The organism is Oligoflexus sp., from assembly GCF_035638955.1.
GTDB lineage: Bacteria > Bdellovibrionota_B > Oligoflexia > Oligoflexales > Oligoflexaceae > Oligoflexus.
Genome location: NZ_DASQYZ010000198.1, coordinates 1 through 21,485, shown reverse-complemented (window position 1 = coordinate 21,485; position 21,485 = coordinate 1). Strand labels below are relative to the sequence as shown.

The 21,485-nt window shown below is 48.9% G+C and carries 16 protein-coding genes; 10 read left to right on the top strand and 6 right to left on the bottom strand.

Going from position 1 to position 21,485, the window contains the following annotated elements:
• Together VE954_RS18400 and VE954_RS18395 are read right to left on the bottom strand one after the other, a co-directional pair.
• Positions 1-1,438, bottom strand: a 1,438-nt coding sequence (locus VE954_RS18400) for an oligosaccharide flippase family protein (protein ID WP_324955408.1), incomplete at its 3' end; no start/stop codon positions are given.
• 18 nt (positions 1,439-1,456) lie between these two features.
• Positions 1,457-2,377, bottom strand: a complete 921-nt coding sequence (locus tag VE954_RS18395) for a glycosyltransferase family 2 protein (RefSeq protein ID WP_324955406.1) — start codon at positions 2,375-2,377, stop codon at positions 1,457-1,459.
• Positions 2,378-2,984: 607 nt separating this feature from the next.
• On the opposite strand from VE954_RS18395, the gene VE954_RS18390 reads away from it, so the two are divergent.
• From VE954_RS18390 to VE954_RS18375, 4 genes are read left to right on the top strand one after another with little or no spacing between them, the layout of a single operon-like run.
• Positions 2,985-3,728 (top strand): class I SAM-dependent methyltransferase, encoded by a 744-nt coding sequence (locus VE954_RS18390; RefSeq protein ID WP_324955404.1) that lies wholly within the window; start codon positions 2,985-2,987, stop codon positions 3,726-3,728.
• A 49-nt stretch (positions 3,729-3,777) separates the two neighbouring features.
• A complete protein-coding gene (asnB, locus tag VE954_RS18385; protein ID WP_324955402.1) occupies positions 3,778-5,646 on the top strand; it encodes an asparagine synthase (glutamine-hydrolyzing) in 1,869 nt (622 codons plus the stop codon).
• Positions 5,647-5,656: 10 nt separating this feature from the next.
• A complete protein-coding gene (locus VE954_RS18380; protein ID WP_324955400.1) occupies positions 5,657-6,868 on the top strand; it encodes a glycosyltransferase family 4 protein in 1,212 nt (403 codons plus the stop codon).
• Positions 6,869-6,877: 9 nt separating this feature from the next.
• Positions 6,878-7,933, top strand: a complete 1,056-nt coding sequence (locus VE954_RS18375; RefSeq protein WP_324955398.1) for an NAD-dependent epimerase — start codon at positions 6,878-6,880, stop codon at positions 7,931-7,933.
• A gap of 15 nt (positions 7,934-7,948) precedes the next feature.
• Here the strand turns inward: VE954_RS18375 and rfbF are convergent, their stop codons facing one another.
• Together rfbF and VE954_RS18365 are read right to left on the bottom strand one after the other, a co-directional pair.
• Positions 7,949-8,728, bottom strand: a complete 780-nt coding sequence (rfbF, locus tag VE954_RS18370) for a glucose-1-phosphate cytidylyltransferase (protein ID WP_324955396.1) — start codon at positions 8,726-8,728, stop codon at positions 7,949-7,951.
• 19 nt (positions 8,729-8,747) lie between these two features.
• Positions 8,748-9,593, bottom strand: coding sequence for a fumarylacetoacetate hydrolase family protein (locus tag VE954_RS18365; RefSeq protein WP_324955394.1), 846 nt, complete (start codon positions 9,591-9,593; stop codon positions 8,748-8,750).
• A gap of 346 nt (positions 9,594-9,939) precedes the next feature.
• On the opposite strand from VE954_RS18365, the gene VE954_RS18360 reads away from it, so the two are divergent.
• From VE954_RS18360 to VE954_RS18335, 6 genes are all read left to right on the top strand, one after another.
• Entirely contained in the window at positions 9,940-10,470 is a 531-nt protein-coding gene (locus VE954_RS18360; RefSeq protein ID WP_324955392.1) for a class I SAM-dependent methyltransferase, read from the top strand.
• Positions 10,471-10,686: 216 nt separating this feature from the next.
• Entirely contained in the window at positions 10,687-11,610 is a 924-nt protein-coding gene (locus VE954_RS18355; protein WP_324955390.1) for a glycosyltransferase family 2 protein, read from the top strand.
• Complete coding sequence (locus tag VE954_RS18350; protein ID WP_324955388.1) at positions 11,600-12,409, top strand: phytanoyl-CoA dioxygenase family protein; 810 nt, start codon at positions 11,600-11,602, stop codon at positions 12,407-12,409. Before VE954_RS18355 ends, VE954_RS18350 begins: the two co-directional genes overlap by 11 nt.
• 46 nt (positions 12,410-12,455) lie before the next feature.
• A complete protein-coding gene (locus VE954_RS18345; protein WP_324955386.1) occupies positions 12,456-13,307 on the top strand; it encodes a hypothetical protein in 852 nt (283 codons plus the stop codon).
• Positions 13,308-13,681: 374 nt separating this feature from the next.
• Positions 13,682-15,190, top strand: coding sequence for a hypothetical protein (locus VE954_RS18340; protein ID WP_324955385.1), 1,509 nt, complete (start codon positions 13,682-13,684; stop codon positions 15,188-15,190).
• 410 nt (positions 15,191-15,600) lie between these two features.
• Positions 15,601-18,006, top strand: coding sequence for a hypothetical protein (locus VE954_RS18335; protein ID WP_324955383.1), 2,406 nt, complete (start codon positions 15,601-15,603; stop codon positions 18,004-18,006).
• 939 nt (positions 18,007-18,945) lie between these two features.
• On the opposite strand, the gene VE954_RS18330 is transcribed toward VE954_RS18335, so the two are convergent.
• Both VE954_RS18330 and VE954_RS18325 read right to left on the bottom strand, forming a co-directional pair.
• A complete protein-coding gene (locus VE954_RS18330; protein WP_324955381.1) occupies positions 18,946-19,986 on the bottom strand; it encodes a hypothetical protein in 1,041 nt (346 codons plus the stop codon).
• 8 nt (positions 19,987-19,994) lie between these two features.
• On the bottom strand, positions 19,995-21,389 hold the full coding sequence (locus tag VE954_RS18325; RefSeq protein ID WP_324955379.1) for an MBOAT family O-acyltransferase: 1,395 nt from the start codon (positions 21,387-21,389) through the stop codon (positions 19,995-19,997).
• Positions 21,390-21,485 lie beyond the last annotated feature (96 nt).

Genomic DNA, 21,485 nt, shown 5'->3' with positions numbered 1-21,485 from the left:
CTTTCCCCCCGACTGCGAAATAGACGCCTCCATACAGAAAAAGAGTTATGATAAATATCTTTGCCAGCAAGTGCCCATCCCGCACATTGAGTTGAAAATACCGTATCAAAATATTTGCCAACGCGAATAAACAGGCGATTTTCGCAATTCTGAACCAATCGACGGGAAGATGAAAATGCGACCGGATGCCAGTGTAGGAAAGCGTCGGCAAAAGGACGTTGATTAGCAGGCTGGTAAAAGCTGCGCCTGAAAGTCCGAATCGCGGGATAAGCTGCCAATTCAAGAGCAGACTCAATGGCGCGCAAATATAGTAAGGGACGGCCATCTTACCAATCTTACCGACATACAAATAACCCATGCACGTGATGTTCATGAGTCCGCCTGCCATGATCCCTGCTGCAACAATAGGGACCAGACTGCTTGCCCGATGATATTCGGTGGTTTTTACAAACCAACGAAAAACATCGATCGTAAAAAGTTGACTGCCGAGGATGACCGCAAAGGAGGCTAAGCAATAGAGGACAAGCACATGTTTGACCAGCTGCGCATTTTTCGTGTCATTTTTCAACTCCATGATCATCGGCCTCCACACCATCGCAAATGGAGTGATAAGCAGGGGCGTGGCAATGGATCCAAGTCTCAAAGCCAACGAATAGACCCCGACATCAGCCAGGCTCAAGATGTTTTTTAGAAAAATCCGATCGGACCATTCGATAGCCATCGCTGCGAGTCCGGATAGCACGGTCAGTATGCCGAAGCGCATTTGAGCCGAAATTTCCCGCTTCATGATACCGTGTCGCAAGCAAGAGCCTATATTGACGAAGTAGATCCCGAACACGATGATCTGAATGAAGACGGTTGTGAGTATCGGGGCCCAAACCCCCAAATTGGAGAACGTAAGGAGGACATAGACCAAGATCAGATTCGCAGCTACCGATGCGAAGCTGGTTCCCGCTACCAGGACAGATTTTTTCTTAAGGCGATAGTAAGTTAGAATGAGCTGATTCAGGATATAAAATGAGGAAGATATGCAGGACACGACTATGTGCCATCGATAGTCAGGCGTGTTGAAAATGAGTTCAGATAGGGGTGAGGCAATTGTCAGTCCCAGGATCGAAAGTAGGATCGCACCTGCCAAAGTTAAATAGAAGGATGCGTTAAAAACCTTCTCGCGGTCGATCTCATCGCTGTATTCATAGTAGGAGGAAGGCAAAGCGGAGTTGATGCCCAAATAGAAAATTGCCGACCCAATTCCACTGCACATGAGCAGCAAAGTATAGGCGCCGTACTCCGAAGTGGTGAATTTATTGACGTAAAGCGGCAAGAGGAAAAAGGACATCGCGGACTGTGCGACACTGGATAAGGAGTAAATCGAGGTATGCTTGCCGAGTTCTTTGATCCTTCTTCTGATATCCAAATCGATTGTAATTATTCCCATAGCCTAATCCCGTGCCCCTTACTGGTCTCTGGCCAGCACAAAGAATTTCTGCCTGACTTTTTGGAAAAGAATTTTACTAACAACGCCAAATACTTGATAAGTGAGGGCGTAAGGGGCGACACGCAGGAAATATCGGACTTTCCTCTTCCGCAGGACCCAAAGCATAAATTGAACCTTCCACTTCGAAATAGACTTGGAAACTTGAGGGTCGTTTGGAAATTGCTTGAGGATATGAATGGATTCCAGGTAGGACAATTCCGGTTGGCTCAAGGTTAGATTTGAATCATGCAGTCGGTAGTAGCAACACACTTCGTTGACGGCAGCCACTTTTGAAATTCTGGCGATCTTTAAGAACATTTCGTAGTCCTCGCACTGCTTGAGATAGCTGCTAAGGCCTCCTACCTGGATGAACATCGACTTTCGAATTAAGCCAGATACCAAGGAAATGAAGTTCATGTCGCATAGAAAGCGAAATATGTCACCTTCTGGGAGGGATCGAAATCCATAAAATTGAGTCGTGGAGTAACGCACTGATCGAGAATTGCTCCCGTGAACGAATCCTGTATTACCGTAAACGAGCCCCAGATTCTGGTCTCCGCGGGCGATCCTATCCATTTGCAACTGGAGTTTGTGAGGGTGCCACATATCGTCGCAATCCAGAAACGCGATCCATTCCCCTGATGCTATCGAAGCCGCCAGATTTCGGGCTTCTCCGAGAGGCACATGTTCTACGGCAAGATGGTAGTGAAAGCGGGAATCGGAATAGCTTTTGAATATTTTCGCGCTCTCGTCTGTCGATCTATTGTCCCATAGAATCAATTCCCAGTCTTTGAACGTTTGGGCCAGAACTGAGTCGATTGATTCACTCAGGTATTTCGCGCCATTGAAACAGTTGATGATGATACTGACACTGGGACAAGGATGAGCGCTCATATTCATTTTTGGTATCCCAAAAGCAATTCATATGACAACTTGAACCTGGTTATTTTGGCTATGTAGAGATCTACGGATATGAATTTTATTCTGGCTCGCATGCAGTTCAGAGGCGTAAGCTTGAAAATTACAGTTAAGCTCGATATTCCTAATGACGCTGGCCAAAGTATATAATAGATTTGACCGAGATAAAAATCCAGCTTATGTGCTCAGAGTCTATCGATGTTTCCTGCTCGTTGTCCCTACACAAACCCAAAAAGCAGGAAAGCCACACCTCCCGTGATAAGCAAGTTCGACTTATCACTCTTACAGCACTTCGTATTGCCGAAGTTTTAGGATAGACTCTTGGCGCTGATAAGCGCAGTTCATTCGGAGAGGTTTCTTGCAAACTCAGGCGAGCCCAAATGCAATTGATTCCCAAATCTCGAGCATCCTAAATTGTCCCTGCTGCCACTCGGATTTAGATCACTCTGAGACTGAGTACTGGTGCACGTCCGAGCCTTGCGCTGCCAGGTTCCCGATCGTCGACCATCGTCCGATCCTCATAAATGAATCTCGCAGCGTTTTCTCCCTGGCCGATTTTTTGAAAAGGCAGGAGACTTTTTTTCCAAAAATGCATCGACTCAAGTCGCTGGCCAAGTCTCTCATGCCTATGATATCGGCGAATTACGTCGCTCCGGAAAATTTCCGTAGAATTCTGGCTCAGCTCTTCGAACTCAGTCAAAATCCAAGGATCCTTGTGATCGGCTGTGGTGAGGTCGGCGAAGGTCTGCACGAACTCATCAAGCATCCGAAGATTCAGGTCGTCGAAACCGATGTTGCACTTGGGCCAAGAGTGTCCATCGTCTGCGACGGGCACGATTTGCCATTCAAATCTGGAAGTTTTGATGGCGTAATCGTTCAAGCCGTGCTCGAACACGTTGTCGATCCTCAGCGTTGTGTTGCTGAGATCAAGCGATGTTTAAAGTATGGCGGGCTTGTCTATGCCGAGACTCCCTTCATTCAACAAGTTCACGGCGGACGCTATGACTTCGTTCGCTATACCCTGTTAGGCCATAGGCGACTTTTTCGAGAATTTGAGGAAATTCAGAGTGGCATGGCCGGTGGACCCGGCATGGCCTTGGCTTGGTCTCTGAAGTATTTTCTCTGGAGCTTTGTCCGATCAAACCTGGCCAGGGAACTCATCGCCGGATTCGTGTCGCTCACATGCTTTTGGCTTAAGTACTGCGATCGATTCCTGCGCAACGCGCCGGCAGCTGTTGACGGCGCTTCCGCGAACTATTTCCTGGGTCGAAAGATCGATGGGCATCTGTCCGACCGGGAACTGATCAAACAATTTCGTGGCGCACAAACCTAATGCCTAAGGTCTGGCTCATAAAAATTGATTTTTTGGCAGTGAGGTTGATGTGTGTGGTTTGTTCGGCGTAATCGCAGATCGAGGAAGGTTTACCAGGGAGCAAATTCAATCGGCCCTGGATACGATTGCTCATCGAGGTCCTGACTCATCCGGAATCCTGCTCAATCAGCTCCCATTCGACCGGGAATGCTGGCTTGGCCATCGTCGACTTGCAATCCTGGACCTCTCTCCTACAGGATCCCAGCCCATGGTCGGATCGAAGGGTGCACATAGGGATGCCTATTCGATTGTTTTCAACGGCGAAATCTATAACTACGAATCGCTGAGGCAGGAGCTGATATCCGATTGGCAGTTTCTGTCCCGTTCGGATACAGAAGTTTTACTCGCAGGCCTGGCGAATCAAGGGCCATCTTTTATCAGCAAGCTGAATGCCATGCTGGCCTTCGCTTTTCTGGATCTCAACCGAAAGGCTCTAATTTTAGGTCGGGACAGAATTGGGAAAAAGCCGCTCTATATTTACAATTCCGGGGGAGTCTTTGCTTTCGCGTCAGAACTAAAGCCTTTCAGGGAATTGGGTCTACCTCTGACATTGGACCAGCAGGCATTGGGCTATTATCGATGGCTCGGGTATATTCCTGGTAAAATGACTATCTACAAGGAATGCTGGAAGTTTCCAGCGGCCAGCTTTGCGATGATAGACATCGGTCAGCGTAAGTTGCCCGAGTTCAAACCCGAGCTTTACTGGAGTCCTTTGACTGGCTACGGCCGCTCTTATCAGGGAACTTATAAAGACGCTATCGAGGAATTCTCGGAACTTTTGGACGACGCCACACGAATCCGGCTGAATTCCGATGTGCCTGTTGGCGTATTTCTATCGGGAGGAATTGATTCCTCACTTGTCGCGACGAGTCTGGCTCGGACTCATAATCACGAGGTGCAGGCCTTCACCGTAAGGTTTCAGGACAAATTGTACGATGAGTCGCAGGTCGCCATAGATACTGCAAGACAGCTCAAAATAAAAATCAATCTTCTGGACTTGACCGCCGAGGATTTTACCCGGCAGCTGTCTAGGATTTCTCATTTTTATGATGAACCCTTTTCTGATAGTTCACAAATACCAACCATGGCTATAGCTGAGGCCACGCGGCAACACGCCAAGGTAGTTTTAACAGGTGACGGTGGCGATGAAGTCTTCGTCGGCTACCCGCGGATCTCCAATCAAGCGACCCTGGCCCGGTATCTCGCTTTTATTAAACGAGTTCCTAAACTCAGTTTGGGCTTACGTGCCTTTTTCTCAAGCCCACTCGGCCAAAAACTTTTCACAAAATTTCTGGAATTCACTGGAAGCAGCGCCGGTTCCAATCTGGATTCGAAGATCGCACGACTGCAGGGTTTGCTGTCGGCGGTTGATGAATCTTTCATCTATGAAGGCGTGATGTGCATCCAGCAAAAGGAGTGGTTGGATAGCGATTTGAACGCGCTTCTTGGACCGCAAAGCCTTGCCTCGTCTATTCGAGAATGGTATCCGGAATACGGTTGGGAGCTGATGAATAGCCGCTCTTTTCAGGAACAAACAGCAGCCTTGGATCTCGTCAGTTATATGAGGGACGATGTGCTGGTGAAGGTGGATAGGGCGACGATGGCTTATGGAATTGAGGCCCGATCTCCTCTATTGGACTATCGTATCGTTGAATTCGGAACTTCCTTGCCTCTTGCCTTCAAAGTACGTGGAAGCATGCATAAGAGGATCTTGCGGGACACTCTTGCCATGCGCCTGGCTGGGGATGCGTGGAAGCTTGGCAAGAAAGGTTTTGGAGTACCGTTGCCTGAAAGTTTGCCCCCAGGACCGACGATGACGGCAAGGTGGAACAGGTACATTGAAAATCAGTGGCGTCAATCAACGCCCGTCCTTCGCTAAAGGTGCAAAATTGCCAAAGCAAAACCCTTCAAAGAAAACGCTCGTCTTTTTGGTCAGCGTTGATTGGTATTTCCTGAGCCATCGCCTGGACCTGGCTCTAGCCGCAAAAGCCAATCATTTCCGGGTCGTTGTCATGACTCCCCCTGGTTCAAGGGTTGCCGAGATCACGAGCCAAGGTCTTGAATGGCGTCCGGTTTATTTCAGTCGGAAGAGCATCAATCCTTTCCACGAACTCCGTTCGCTTGTGTCCATAGCGTGGGCTTATCTGCTTGAAAAGCCTGATATTGTCCATAATATTGCCCTCAAGCCTGTCGTCTATGGAAGTATCGCTGCCCGCCTTTGGAGTATTCCAGCCATAAACACTATCGCGGGTATGGGGTATTCTCTTGCCGAGAGCACGTTTAAATCACGGTTTGTTTTGAGAGCGCTGTTTTTCCTGCTCGGATTGGGCAAGCAGAGGCGAGGCTATCGGCTCGTGTTCCAAAACCATGATGATATGGATTTATTTCGAGCCAAAGGGCTAGCCCATGACTCCAATTCTTGCGTTATCGCTGGATCGGGTGTTGATGCCTCGAGATTTGTCCCGGCGATTTCACGCGGGCCAGAGGAAAAACTGACCGTGCTGCTGCCATCACGAATGATTCTTCAAAAGGGCATAAAAACTTTTATTGACGCCGCTCACCTGGTATTGCAGTCCTGTGCAAACATAAGCTTCATCCTGGCAGGACCGATTGATTCCGAAAATCCGGCCGCTGTCACAGCAGAAGAATTGCGGAGTTGGTGCCAGGATGAGAGAATCCGGTGGATAGGCCCGCAGACGGATATGGTTTCTCTTTTTCAGGCCGCCTCACTGGTCGTACTTCCGAGTTATTATCGGGAAGGCATCCCCAAGGCGCTGATTGAAGCTGCAGCTTGCGGTCTTCCCATCATTACGACGGATACTCCAGGCTGCAGGGAAATAGTCAGGCACGGGGTCAATGGACTCACGGTTCCGCCCAAGGATCCCGCCGCACTTGCTGCGGGCATGCTTCATCTCATCAGAAATCCCGAGCTCCGGAAAAGCATGGGACGGGCTGGACGTAAGATGGTTGAAGAAACTTATTCAATGGTGCGGATCAATGACAAGTATCTGGAAGCTTATGGGGAAACTATCGGCGAGGGGAAGGAATCGTCGATACCAGCGCCTCATTCCGCCAGTCAATACCAGAAATTTCATACGTAGGAGTCGGATATGGAGCGGATACTCGTAACAGGAGCGGGCGGATTCATTGGCTATCACGTAGCCGAGAAATTCCTTGCGCAGGGTCATTCCGTGCTCGGATACGACAACATGAATGATTATTACGATGTCAAACTGAAGAATGCTCGAATCCGCCTGCTTCAGCAGCGTTCTGGCTTTTCCTTCATAAAAAATGACATCAATAATCGGGAAGCCATTAACGAAGTTGTCGCGGATTACAAACCTCGATTTATCGTTCATTTGGCAGCGCAGCCGGGTGTTCGCTATTCTCTCGAGAATCCTTCAGCCTACATTGATAGCAATATAAGCGGGTTTCTCAATATTCTGGAAACTTGTCGACACCACAAGATCGAACACCTGGTGTATGCATCGTCCAGTTCGGTCTACGGTTTAAATGCAGCCCAGCCCTTCTCGGTGAAAGATAATGTCGATCATCCAGCGAGTTTGTATGCTGCGACCAAGAAGAGCAACGAACTCATGGCTCACGCCTACAGCCATCTTTTTAAAATTCCTACGACTGGGCTGCGATTCTTTACGGTCTATGGCCCTTGGGGCCGGCCGGATATGGCCTATTTCCTGTTTGCCAAAGCGATTCTCGAGAAAAAGCCGATCAACATATTTAATTTTGGACGGATGAGTCGAGATTTTACCTATATTGACGATATCGTGCAGGGTGTAAGCAAGGTCCTTTTCAACATTCCAGAACCAGACTTGAATTGGAAGGATAGAGAGCACTCGACAGCAACGTCCTCGGCTCCTTACAGAATCTATAACATCGGAAATAATCAACCAGTTGAACTGCTCAAGCTGGTGGAGTTGCTGGAGCAGGAACTGGAAATTCCTGCTCAGAAAATTCTGCTTCCCATGCAGCCAGGTGACGTGGAATCGACTTTTGCCGACATTGATGATCTGAATGAGGCGGTCGGCTTTGAGCCGACCACTTCGATTGAGATAGGCATTAAGAAATTCGTCGATTGGTTCAAATTCTACAGTAGTCAGCAAATCTCAATGAGGGTGGATAAAGAACCTCCGACCCTCGACGTTTGACGATCGCTATGGGGGCTATATGGAATCAATCTGTGTCCAAGGAGCCTTCCCTGATTTCCACAGGTCTTCCAGAAGGTTCTTGTCTCTGAGCGTATCCATGCACTGCCAGAACCCGGTATGCTGATAGGCCATCAGCTCACCGGCCGCGGTCAAGCCCTCCATGGGCGATCTTTCTAGAATTGTATCGTCCCCACGATCGAAAAACTGGAATGCGCTGGGTTCCATGACAAAAAACCCGCCGTTGATCCAGCCTTCGCCTCCTTGAGGCTTTTCCTGAAAACTTTTTACGGCGCTGCCTTTGAGTTCCATGCCACCAAATCGAGCTGCGGGTCTTACAGCTGTGACGGTCGCCATGCGGCGGTGCTCTTTGTGAAAGCTCATCAGTTTCTGCAGATTGATATCGCACAAGCCATCGCCGTAGGTGACCATAAAGGGGCCATCCATGAGATGTTTTTGCAGACGCAGCAGTCGCCCTCCGGTAAGGGTGTCCAGCCCTGTATCGACAAGCGTGACATTCCAATCAAGCTTTGTGGTATTCAGGTAATCGACCTTTCCTGATCCAAGTCTCACAGTAAAGTCACAGTTCAGCGAGTAGAAGTTGAGAAAGTATTCTTTCACATATTCCGATTTATAGCCTAACGCGAGAACAAAATCCTTGAAGCCATAGCTGGCATAGTGTTGCATGATGTGCAGCAGTATGGGCTTCTGTCCGATTTCAATCATGGGTTTGGGTTTGACATGCGTTTCTTCGCTTATTCGAGTTCCGTAGCCACCGCAAAGGATAACAACTTTCATGTGAAAAATTCCTTCCGTGTCAGTAAATTCGCTGGCTGCCCGAATCAGAAGCTTTCTGCATGGAAAATTTTTCCCTGGCTCCCGCGCTTATGGGACGAGATTGTTGAAAAGACGACCTGATGTCAGGGAATCCTTCCACCTTGCCTACAAACCAATCCCCGTCTTCAAAATAAGAAAGGGGGCAGGTGAGAGGGGGGGAGCCGGTTAGAATGATGTCCCAAGGCTCCAATGTCATCCATTGAGACAGTTCTTTGACGATACGTATGGGGTCCCAAAAGAGACTGTCCGTATTCCCTGCCCGAACGAGTGTATTGTTATGCCAACCCTCTATTTTTTTGTTGTGCCAGTCGTATTCAGTATCAATGTAGGGCCCCAGGGGGCAAAACGTGTCCGCTGCCTTGCTGCGCGCTAAATGATGGTCGCGCTGGCCCAGGTTTTCACAGGACGCGTCATTAGCGACTGTATAGCCAAAAATAGAGGACTCAGCTTCCTCGAATGATTGGGCTTCCTTGATTGTCTTGCCTATGACAATAGCCAGCTCCGCCTCGCCCCAGGTTGGTACATCGTCAAATGCCGAGACGATCGTGGAATAGGCCGAGCAGACGCTTGTGGGTGACTTAAGGAAGAAGACAGGCTCTGTCTGCGACTCTTCCCAATCCGTGGCTCCGTAGTAGTTGATCGCTGCGGCGATGACCTTCCGTGGACGACAAGGTGCCAGGAGCTGCTGGTGATCGAGCGGTCCGATTTCTTCCCCTTGCTGCCAATCGCCAAGGGGATCGCCCAGCAATTTATAAACACTTTGTCCGTCGAGGACGCCCCAGACTTCTTGATGCCGCATTTTTTCTATATATCGCACTAACTTCATCGTCTATTTCCAATGCAAGAGACTTGTGGGATTTTAATGTTTTAGTCTCCACAGATTATATGACAAACTCCAGGTTGTTTTCCAATCCTTTTGTGGCTTGGGTAGCCACTCATTCCGGGGTGCCTATTGCATTCGACAAGAGATCCAATCAGGATAATCCCTTAAATGAGAAGCATGCCCAACCTTCCCAGGCCTGCCTGGAAATGCGGGCGCGTGGTTCGGGCTATGATCATTGGCTTGTTAGAGGAGTCGGGTAAAAATGTCAGAGGTCCATCGCGGAGTCCGAAGCTTATTGACGCATGCCAGGAATTATGACTTTGTTCAGGGATTCCTGGGGGCTGAGTATGTGAGAAAGGTTCTGGTGCGCGACTACATCCGACCGCGGCCGGGCATGTCGATTCTCGACGTCGGTTGCGGAACGGCCACTATCCTGGCCCACTTGCCCGGAGTGAAATACCTCGGAATCGACAGGAATTCGCTCTATATTGACGCAGCTCGGGCCCAATTTGGTTCGCGCGGGACCTTCGTTTGCGGCGACGTCAATGACGCGCCCCCTGAGGTCAAAAGCGACACTTTCGACTGTATTTTAGCTATTGGTTTGCTGCATCATCTCGAAGATCACGAGGTTTGCGGGTTGATGGCGGCAGGGCGAAAATTGCTCGCTCCAGGTGGGCGTCTTGTGACGCTCGATCCTTGTTATCGGGACGGACAGTCCTGGTTTGCGCGATTTTTGATTGACCAGGATCGTGGACAGAACCCGCGAACCGAGGCAGGCTACTCGGTTCTGGCCGGCAGTGTTTTTGAAAAAGTTCAGGTGACACTTCGTGAGGACCTGCTCCGCGTGCCATACACGCACCTGGTGATGACCTGCAGCTGAGAGTTCAGATGCGGTCGAACCACAGGACTGTCGCAACCGTGTTAGCTTCCATTGGGGCAAGTTTTGCTCCCGATTCCCCGTGAATTTTTTTGCTGAAGGTTATACAAAGCAAGCAGTACCCAATCTACCGTCTGGTCTTGCCCATCGCGCTTGAATGAAGAGCCAGTCGATGCGATTGCGGCATGGTCAAGTGGGCTTGATTTAGAAGGCATTCATATGGATATCTCCGTTGTTATTCCCGTCTATAAAGCACGGAAGTGCATTCGTGAACTTCACGGCCAGTTAAGGGATTCTCTAGTTCCCATGGCCAAGGAATTTGAAATCATTTATGTGGACGACAAATGTCCTGAAGGAACTTGGGACTTGATCCAGGAAATCGCGCGCGCGGATGCCAGCGTAAAAGGAGTCCGATTAAGTCGAAACTTTGGCCAGCATCAAGCGATATCAGCTGGTCTTGAAATCTCCACCGGGCAATACATTGTTGTGATGGATTGTGATTTGCAAGATGATCCCAAGTGCATTCCGGATCTGTATAAAGAAATCGGGTCAGGTTTCGACGTTGTCCTGGCAAAGTGGGTCTCCAAGGACGAGCCCTTATTGAAACGCATGAGCTCTCGAGCTTTCTACATGGTATTGAACGCGCTTTGTGACACATCGATCAGCGATGACGCAGGACATTTCGGAATATATTCAAGAAAAGTCATCGATGCTATTGTTCAATTTCGCGACCATACTCGATGGTTGAAGGGCATGGTTGGATGGGCTGGCTTCTCCGTCGGATATTTGGAAGTGAAAAGAAATAAGCGCCTCGATGGGAAGAGCAGTTACTCCGTAAAAAAGCTGCTTAACTTTGCTTCGGAAATTATAATCTTAACTTCAAATCGGCCTTTGAAGATTCTTGCCGTGCTAGGGTTGGCCATACTTTCTGTTTCTTTGGTTTTCGTGGCGAGTGTCGTTATTCGATATTTCATCGGGCAAGGCTCACTATTGGGTTGGCCAAGCCTCATCGTTTCCATCTGGTTTTTCAGTGGACTTATAATTTTTGCAATTGGTATACTGGGCCTTTACATGGGCAGGATATATTTTGAAGTTCGGGGTAGACCATCTTACATTGTAAACGAGAAAACATATGTCCCTTGACACGTTCGTAGGTCCTCTTGAGTCCGCGAAGGATCGATTCCGTGAATATGGAATGGCCATTGTTGAGGATATCTTGAGCGAAGAGGAGTTAGTTTCTCTTCGAAAAGATCTAGAGCGCGCCATGGACGAGGAGTGTAAATTTCAGGGTAGTACGCAATTTCAAGATTATGGAATGGTTTTGGTTTGCGCCAAATATGGTGGCTCGCTTCTTTCACTGTTTGAAAAGGATCACCTTTTCAGACCCGCCGAGGACATTTTAGGAAGTGATTGCATCGTATATGCGAATACTTCAAGTTCGATTCCTCCGCGATCTAAAAACTATGCCAATCGAATACATGTGGATGGTCCAGAGTATTTTCCGGGATATTGTGCCCGCATTTCTTGCCTCTTTATGATTGATGATTTCACCATAGAAAACGGCGCGACCTATTTCCTGCCCAAGTCGATTCACGCGTCATTGGATATTCCCGCTGAGGATTTCTTCTATAAACACGCGCTTAGGCTGACAGGAAAGGCTGGAACAGTTGTGTATTGGGATCCAACCATTTGGCACGCTGGAGGTGTCAATGACACGGACAAGTGGCGGCATGCACTCACTGTTGTCATGTGCCGTTCTTATATGAAGCAGCGTCTTAATTTCTCAGCGATGATTGATAAGAACCTGGTCCCGAGCCTCTCTCCAAGTGCTAAGCAGAGATTGGGCTTTTTCAGCATTCCGCCAAATTCCTATGAAGAGTACTACGCGCCTCGTGACAGAGGGCCATCCAAGGTCAGAATGGGGCCGCATTCGGAGGTTTGACGTCTTGCATACTCCGCCTTGGTCCGGAAACCTACCATTTCGATTTATGGCTCGCTCGTGCGATAGCTATCGAGAGTGGCAAACTTATTATTTTGAAGAGCTTCGACAGGCCGAATCCGTCTTTGATTTCGGGAACTACGCATTGATTGAGAATGCCTGGGAATCGAGGACTCTCGCTGTCAAGGTTGGGCACATTCATTACCTCCTCAAAGAGGGGGAATTCAGCTTTGACAGTCTTCATCAAATTACAGAACGGGCTGTCCTTGAAAGTTTTGATCTTCTGGTATGTAAAGTCTACTGCAGCGATGTATTGGCGAATCGTAGTCTGATTGCTGCTGGCTTTTCCTGTGTCGATACTTCGATGATCTACACGCATGATTGTGTCCAGGTGGGACGTTCGCTGCCATCTGCATCTTTCAACGTTCGAGAGGCGGAGCCTGATGATCAAGGGGCCGCTTTCTCGTTGGCTGAGCAAAGTTTCTCCGCGCATTTCGGTCGATTTCATCAAGATCCGAACATCGAACTGACTCGTGCCCATGGAATCTATGGTCAGTGGGTTCGATCGTCTTTCGCAGGTTACGCGGATAAGATTCTGGTTGCCGAAGAAGCAGGCACGCTCCTGGGACTTTCCATATGGAGATACGGCAGCAAGCTGGAGCAGCGACTCCTTCCGGGGCTGGCCCATTATAGTTTAGGGTTTGTTTCAACGCAGGCGATGCGGAATGGAATCTTTTCGGCATTAACCCAGGCTGGAGTGCAACTCCTGCAGCAGAAGGGCTATAGAATCATCGAGGGACCGACCCATGCAGGAAATATTCCGGTGCAAAGAGTCTACGTGAAGTACGGCTGGAAACCTGCAGACGCGACGGCGACTTACCACTTGTGGCTGAAAAAGTGAATCGGAGCAAGACAACCTTGAAAAACAATTCCAATGAAGATTCATTTGTCATCACTCTTTTGGAAACCGTGGTTAGCCTTTGCCTCACGGCCTATGCGACATTTACAATTCTGATTCACGCGGCCAAGTGCTTCGGCTTCTCATTTGGTGCCGTTGCTGGGATTTTTTCCCTTTCGCTCGTCATACTCGCTTGGATCCACATCAAAACATCGAGATTGGGCAGGTTCGGTCGTTTCGATTGGCTCCAAACTACCGTATGTTTCCTTCTCATATCTGTTTTTGCCGTGTTGGTCATGTTCCACCATGGCCCTGACCCGGATGATCTCTATTACACTGCCAACCCAGTGTATGCCCTGGATCATATCTGGGAGCCTTTGAGCTATGAAATTCATGCCATTTTCCCCATAAAAGGTCATGGAAAGTTTACTTCGCCGATTCATACGATCGGGATCGTGTGGGAATATATTTGGACCTATTGCTCACTCCTCACGGGGATACCTCATGCTTGGCTGTACTACGTGGCAGGTTCGGCCTTGGGTGCGGCAGCGCTCGTGACAGCTTATCTCTTTCTGCTGTCGAAATTTAGTCGAAATGTGCCAGCGATTATCCTGGGAACATTGACGGTTCTCGTTATTTTACCTCTGCTCCGTGAGGGCGGCGTTGGTTTAGGTAACCCGGTCCTCAGCCGGATCTGGATGGGAAAAATCATATTGCAGCTTGCCTGGGTGCCGATTGCGGTCGCTTGCATGATGGACTTCCTGCGTTTTCGAAACTTGAAATCCTGGCTCCAGCTTTTCAGTGCCATGGTTTGCGCTGTGGGTTTGTCGTCGTCAGGAATTTTTTTGGCTCCGATGCTGTGCCTTATCCTGGGATGTGTCTCTCTTGTGGCTTATGATCTTTTCCATAATCATGAAATCGTCGAGCGATTCAAGGCTGCCGTATATCTCATGCTGTCGACCTTATTTCCGGTGCTGCTTGCCCTGGCGCTCTATTGGGAAGCAAGAAATACGCTTCAGCAAAACCTGGGAATTTATGGAAATGAATCGGTTGACGTGCTCGCTCAGGCCTATTCCTGGTTCTTCGTCTCATGGACTTCAAACACCAGTCTGTTAGTCTATGCATGCTTCATTGCGCTGATCTTTGTCGAGCGCTCCACGGCAAAGTTCATTTTTGCCTGGATGGGTCTAGTCATATTGTTTTTTATCAATCCAGTCGTCGAACCCTATGTTGCAAAGTTTGTTACATCAAGATTGGCCTACAATCGCGTGTTTAGTCTATTGCCCATTCCCGCCCTTTTCGGTGTGACTGTGTCTCTTACGCTCGAAAAATTTTGGCGCTTTCGTCAGATCTTTGTTCCGGCCCAGATCCTTGCAGTTTCAGCTGTGTTATGCGCTGTTGTTCTTGACCCTAAGTATCACAACGTCTACCTCGATCAATCGAGGGCATCATTTCTTGGCAACGAACGAGTTTTATGGCCGGGCGTGAAAATCGATCCGCAACTTCTAGATGAAGTCCAAGATATCATTTCGAGGGTTCCGCAGGGTCCGATGGCATCGTCATCAAAATACGGGCTGATAATCCCCATGATCACCTCAAAAATACCCCAAACGTATACCTGGCTTCCGCAGAATCTCATTATCTTAGGGCAGGGTAACGAACTGCTGGAGCCAGCCAGAGAGCGATTGCTGGCTTACTACTTTCTGAATGGTGCGCCGGATAAAACAGGGGAGTTGGCATTTAGGAAGCTTCTGGATGGTGAGCTTTCTTCCGTTGTCATTGATCCGACGACGCCGAATATAGCCAACATCCAAAACGTCGTTACGGATCACGGATTCCACCTGGTTCCAACAGATTCCAGTTTTCTATTGTATTTGAGGATGTAGTTCCCGCCCTACGGATTACGGCTAGATCCCAATTACAAGCTTGATAAGAAGGCCGAGAATGTCCTTAGCATTATCCTTAACGACAATCATTAACCAATGAGTAAAAACCCAGATCATCACGTTTGTTGAGCGCTGCACTATGTGCAGACCGATGGCTATAAAGGCTATTCAAGGCTTGGGCTTGTGACTTCAGTCTCTAAAGACGGCTTTGAAGTCAAGGTTGTTGCGGAGAACTGCAAGCGCTGAGAGGAACTACCCCGGCTGAAATCCATGATTTCACAGTATGACCCAGTGTAATAATTACCTACAACAGTAAATATTTATTGGCCAATTTATCTTAATTATCTCCACACACGACCTATACCGATAATGGGCACATGTTTCATGCATATGGTCGTAGGAGAACCCCCTTGAGAATAAAGCTCGTTTCTATAATCGTCATCGCAACATTTGGTGTATCCTGCACCAAGAAAGACAAGGATGTGGATGCAGACAAGAATGAGCTCGCTGCAGAATCCATATCCTCCCTCAAAGATGGCATATGGGTCCGAATCGATACTGGCAAGCCTTATTTCCTTTCCAATAAAAAACTTTTTCAAATCGACAGTCTTGACGAACCTGGCACCGTTCAATTCGACGACGGTTCTACTATTGTATTTTCAAATGGCCAATTCACAGACACATTACGCTTTCTCAGCAACGATCTCCTTAAAGTCGAACATAAGTCGGCCGCCAAGGCCACACCTACAATTTTTCATTTACTTCGACAAGGCGTGGAAACTGCCACAGCCAAAGGACAAATCAAGCTTTCATCTTCGCGGCTCAACCTGACAAACGAGTCAATGGATATCAAAATAACCAATACCAATGACTCTGAAAAATCTATCAACGTCTCTGTGGATTCCGATGGTAACTTCGAAACCCCTGAAATCGAATCCGGAACCTATGATATTGAAATCAAGAACGACGACGCTGCCACCCCGACTGTTGTCGAGAATGTTCGCATTGAAGGGCCGGGCGATAATGCTGGCATCATAACTATAAATGACTCACCACACAATTTTAAAACTCAACTCATTCCGCGCAGTGACTTTTCTTTCAATGGCCAAACCTATGATGCGACTATCGTAGTTCAAAACTTCGGAGATAATCTGGCAACCGGCGTAAATTATCAGTTGACCACTGACGATCCAAACCTGGTTCTGATTGGGGCGCAAGGGATTCTGGATTCGATACCAACAGGCAGCTCTAAAACCTTAACATTCAAATATCAAATTACTGGGCTTACCACTGAATCCAAGCTTATGAAGATTAAGATTGTCCTGAAAGACACAAGTGGCAATAGCTGGGAAGACTATGTAACTATCGAGGGCTGGAAGCGAAAGCTCAAACTGCATTTCAGTACAAAAAAGAACGTTGGCATATCTGGACTTGCGATCTTTGAAAATCGCCGCACCTATTTTTTCGACATCACCAACCAAGAAAGCATAGAACTTCCTGAGATTATCAACGGTGACTACAACTTCGCTCTGAGTGCCCAAAATCTTGAACAGGAGACTGCCTACTCTGTTGGCATTGCCAAGGCTCCTAAGCTTGATCTGGACTCGTTCTTCGACACGTCGGTATTTGAGCCTAATAATGCGGAAGAGAAAAGCACCTCTGTTGAGGTTTATGAAGCGGTGACATCCTATATCCACATTGGTGATATAGATTTCTATTCATTCCATCTCAATGCGGATTTGATCCCAGATGGAACGGGTACAGCCGGTAATCCTTTCATCCTTAAATCAGCCGCTCAGATTGACTATTTTAACGGGAACTTCGATTCTATAAGTGGTCTGAATTTCAAACTGGGCAACGACCTGGATTTGAATGGCCGGGATTACGGTTTCAGTGTTGCAGGGGATTTCTTTATCTTTGACGGCGACAATCATGTTCTATCAAATTACAAAACCAGCGTGTCTCAGAGTGGACATTTGGGGTTCTTTCCATCTGTGAGCGGCGGTACTTTGATAAAAAATCTTGTCCTCAAGAACTTCGACATTACTCAAAAACAATCTGCGAAATCCGACGCTTGTGTAGGTGGGTTGATCGGGAACTTCGACGGCAAAGGGGGATTCATCGGCGGCATTACGATCCTGAATTCAAAAATCACAGCAGGATATGCTGCGGGTGCACTGGCTGGCTGCCTGGAAGGAGCTGCAGTCGAAGACATTACTATAGCAGATGTCGCCATAAAATCGGAGTATGGAAGCGCAGGCGGCGCCATAGGAGAAATGAAAATCAGCAATGCCAGGAAGGTAAAAGTCACTGGTGCCGACGTGCGCGGGCCAATTGCGGGAGGATTAGCCGGGGCAATTTCTGGGGGAACGAATTGGAACGACTCAAGAGTCAACCTGTCCGAATGCTCCGTAAGTGGCGAGGCGAATGGAGGGGATTCAGGGGGATTGGCCGGAACGGGTTACATCGTTAAGATTTCCAATAGTGCCACATCTGTCTATGTGGTGGGTAACCGTGGGGGCGGAATGGTGGGAGCTGGCTATGGCGTCGGGATCGAGAATGGTCTAGCAACAGGGCGGGTCTTATTCAGCAAGAACGGTGGCGGCCTCGTCGGAGGGGATTTGCAAGGATCTGTATCCAACAGAAGCTATACGAGTTATTGGGACGCTGCTACAACAGAGGTGGCTACCAGCGAGGGCGCAGACAACTCCGGCTTGACGACAGCTCAGATGCAGACACAGGCAACCTACGTTGGCTGGGACTTCACAACGATCTGGTTTCCCCCACAGCCAGGGCAATATCCAACTTTGCGATGATTTAGGGGCACCGTCCTTGTTGTGGTCAAAACCTGGAAATAGTTGCGGCAGCTTTCGATAAAGATTCGATCGGCCTCTTTTTGAAACATGCAGGACGCCCGCATGCACCGAAGAAGGAACGTCCTACTCGATACCGCCAAGCCAAGGTCAGCTTTGTGGACCTCTGCATGGCAAACAAGTGAGTCTGGATGCTGAGCATGCGCCTGCACTATTGGTTACATTAATCCCGCGAAGCAAACGGTGGTAGCCCTGTAAAGAATGAGGAAACGCGCAGGACTTCGTGGATTCGGATGGCAAATGTTACGGAATACATTCCCATCACAACTCGCTCGTAAATCGCTCGAGGCCCTGGAAAGGGCAACGGCAGATTCGAGGCAACATAGCGGCAGAAGCAAAAATGCAGCCCTTCTGTGAGGAAGTTGGCTGCATTCCAAGTATCTAATTTAGTCCTAAAATCTTTGAATAAGGGAGAAGAATCTAGAAAATAGATAGTAAAAGCGCTTTATGCGCAGCATGACTTTCTACTCTTTGTCTCCATTTGCTGATCTTTAGCTGCATGATGCTCACTCATGTCTCATTCGAGAATCTAACTTAGACATATAGACCTTAGCTCTCATTACTGAGGCATAGAATGGTGAGACGCGGACTGACCCCTTGGAGGGCTTCTAACGCATGGGCGACAGCGCAACGTGGAAAAAATTCGCTACCAAGCTAGATTTACGGCAATCTTTGGGGAAGGAAGTTTCGAGGTGGAGACTTAAACTCAGCGCGCGCATTCTCTTTTGGGTTTGCATTTGGCGCAGCGTATACGCCCTCTAGAGTTGATCGGCCGTATCTCGACAATTCTGGTTATTGTTCGGCTTGACAGGGCTTGCACAAGAGTAATCGATAAACTTCAACCGTTGATTGCCTTGGTTACCCTTTATTGGTGTGATTATTCTAAATCGCCTGCTTATTCCCATGGGGGCGGTAGCTCAACAAGCCAGTGATATCGGTTTCGAGTTTTCTGCCCGCCAGCAGCTCATCGGCCAGCCACTTCGTGAATAGGACTTGGCCTTTGGCGTTCAAATGGAGTTCGTCTTTGAAATGATCCGGAGTAGGAAATCTGGAGAAAAGATCAAAGCTCCCTATTACGATGGTGGGTCCCAGGCGTCTCCGCAAGGATGCGACCAGTTTTTGGTCGAAATCTCGGCATTCTTCTCGATACTGCCTGATCCAGCTGTCAGTTTTAGGCGGTAGTAGCAGGATAAACACAGCACCTTGTTGCTCCGCGCTTTGCTTGATCTCGGCCAGAGCGTTCAAATAGAGTTCAGAAACGGGGAACAGCTCCTCCTGCGCATACAATTCCTCGGTAGAGATGTGATCTGGCGAGTATTGCGTGGAATCGTCCCGCCCAGCTCCCAGTAAAGTCGGTGTCGGCGTGACTGCTGTCGGTGGTTGTGGCAGGAACGGGCTAAGACCGGCGAAGAAACCTTCCACAAAACGTCGCTCATGCTGATAGGAAAAGAGAAACTCTTTGGAGCCGGAGTTCTGGGTCTTTTGCCGGAGGAAATACAATCTTTGCGCAAACGACCACTGATGCATCGCGGCCAAATCGTAACGATAGTACCACTCCGACATGATCCATGGATCAAGACCGTAGATGACAGTGCGAATATTCTGCTTAATGCCAGGTGCCAGCGACTTCCACTTGGCCAGGGACCGCAAAGGTGTTTGAGCAGTATTGGAGAGATTAACGGCATGAAGTCGCTCGTCGTCGCCCAGTGATTTAAGCAGGACGGGATCAAGACCGAAATACACAGTGCTGCTGCCCATGATAATCGTGGATATCCTATAGGGGAGATTCTGAACCCAGCTCACATTCAAATCCAGGGGCTCATAGAACAATTCAGGGCGCAGAGGCAGAGCCATGCGTATCCCTTCCATGCTGGTCAAGACAATGGCGGCTAAAAGGCTCATTTTGAGTATAAGACAGCGCATGATGCATCTCAGAATTGGAAGTAGATGAAGGTAGCCCGGGCCTGGAGTTGCCCGATGAGCAGGAGACCCAGAGCGAGGCAGCAGTATGCCGTCCAGCGCGCCCAACGAAACCGGAAGGCCAAGGCTGAGGTCACCTGTGAGCGATTCTCGACGATGGCTATCAAGGCCATGACCAAGAGTCCCAAGAGCCCGATAGTGAAGTTTTCATAATGCAGGACGATCGGCGAGGTTCGAGCGGCATCAAAGCGAAATAGTTCACGCACATAGGTGGCGGCGGCACCCAGACTCGGACTGCGGAATGGGATCCAGGCGAGGCTCACCAGGTGAAAAACGATAATGACTCGATACGTGCTCACCCATGCTGATGGCAAATAACGTTGAACCCCTCCGAATACGCGCGTTCTTGCTTTGGCGGTCACGCTGCCGATGATCATGTAAAGGGCGTGCACGAGTCCCCAGATGAAAAAAGTCCAGTTGGCTCCGTGCCATAGTCCACTCACTGTGAAGACAATCAGTAGGTTGCGATACCTGTGGAGGTTGCCGCCCAGCGGCAGGTAGAGATAGTCCCTAAACCAGCTGGATAAAGAAATGTGCCAGCGCCGCCAGAATTCGTGGATGGACTGTGACAGGTACGGGCGATTGAAGTTTTTCGTGAGATTGAAGCCACTGGCTCGTGCGGCGCCGATCGCGATGTCGGTATAGCCAGAGAAATCATAGTAGATTTGAAAGGCGAAAGCGTACATGCCCATGAGCAGAAGGCCACTGCCTTGACCGACGGGAGCACCGAACAGCTGATCTGCAAAAGCACCGAAGCGGTCCGCGACCACGATCTTCTTGAAAAAGCCTATCAACATCATGCGCAGGCCGTCGGTGATACGATCCGCGTCGAACTTCTTGGTTTCGCGGATTTGATCTAGGAGGCCGCTTGGTCGTTCGATCGGTCCAGCGACCATCTGCGGCCAAAACAGTACGTACAGAGCATATTTAAAGAGATCGCGTTCGGCCGGATAGCGGCCGCGATAGACTTCAATCGTGTACGCCATCGACTGAAAGGTATGGAAGGACAAGCCGATCGGTAAAATCCATTGTGGCAAGTCGATACTGACATTGATTCCCATAAGGCCAAGGACAGACGTTGCGTTGTCTGAAAGGAAGGAGAGATATTTGAACGCTGCCAGGAAAGAGATGTTTGCTACCAGACTGAGAACCAGAACGAGCTTGCGGAATCGCACCGGAACTTTTTCGATCACAATAGCTGCGAAATAGTCAAGGAGTATAATAGCAAAGAGGATCAGAATATATTTTGGCACCAGTGCCATATAGAAATAGCAGCTTGCCAACAGAAGCCAGTTGATCTGCAGGATGGGTCCAGCAGCCGGACAGTTCCCCTGTAAAAAACGCAAGGTCCCCCTTCAAGTAACGCGTGCGTGGATCCACAGCCCCGACTATGCAGCCGGGTTTTTCTCTTCGCACTTGGTTTGAACAGTTGCCGCTGGACT

Excerpts from the sequence above, each read along its gene's own strand:
- VE954_RS18330 (WP_324955381.1), bottom strand. The coding sequence starts at position 19,986 with ATGCGCTGTCTTATACTCAAAATGAGCCTTTTAGCCGCCATTGTCTTG.
- VE954_RS18390 (WP_324955404.1), top strand. The coding sequence starts at position 2,985 with ATGCATCGACTCAAGTCGCTGGCCAAGTCTCTCATGCCTATGATATCG.
- VE954_RS18355 (WP_324955390.1), top strand. The coding sequence starts at position 10,687 with ATGGATATCTCCGTTGTTATTCCCGTCTATAAAGCACGGAAGTGCATT.
- rfbF (WP_324955396.1), bottom strand. The coding sequence starts at position 8,728 with ATGAAAGTTGTTATCCTTTGCGGTGGCTACGGAACTCGAATAAGCGAA.
- VE954_RS18350 (WP_324955388.1), top strand. The coding sequence starts at position 11,600 with ATGTCCCTTGACACGTTCGTAGGTCCTCTTGAGTCCGCGAAGGATCGA.
- VE954_RS18395 (WP_324955406.1), bottom strand. The coding sequence starts at position 2,377 with ATGAATATGAGCGCTCATCCTTGTCCCAGTGTCAGTATCATCATCAAC.
- VE954_RS18345 (WP_324955386.1), top strand. The coding sequence starts at position 12,456 with ATGGCTCGCTCGTGCGATAGCTATCGAGAGTGGCAAACTTATTATTTT.
- VE954_RS18365 (WP_324955394.1), bottom strand. The coding sequence starts at position 9,593 with ATGAAGTTAGTGCGATATATAGAAAAAATGCGGCATCAAGAAGTCTGG.
- VE954_RS18375 (WP_324955398.1), top strand. The coding sequence starts at position 6,878 with ATGGAGCGGATACTCGTAACAGGAGCGGGCGGATTCATTGGCTATCAC.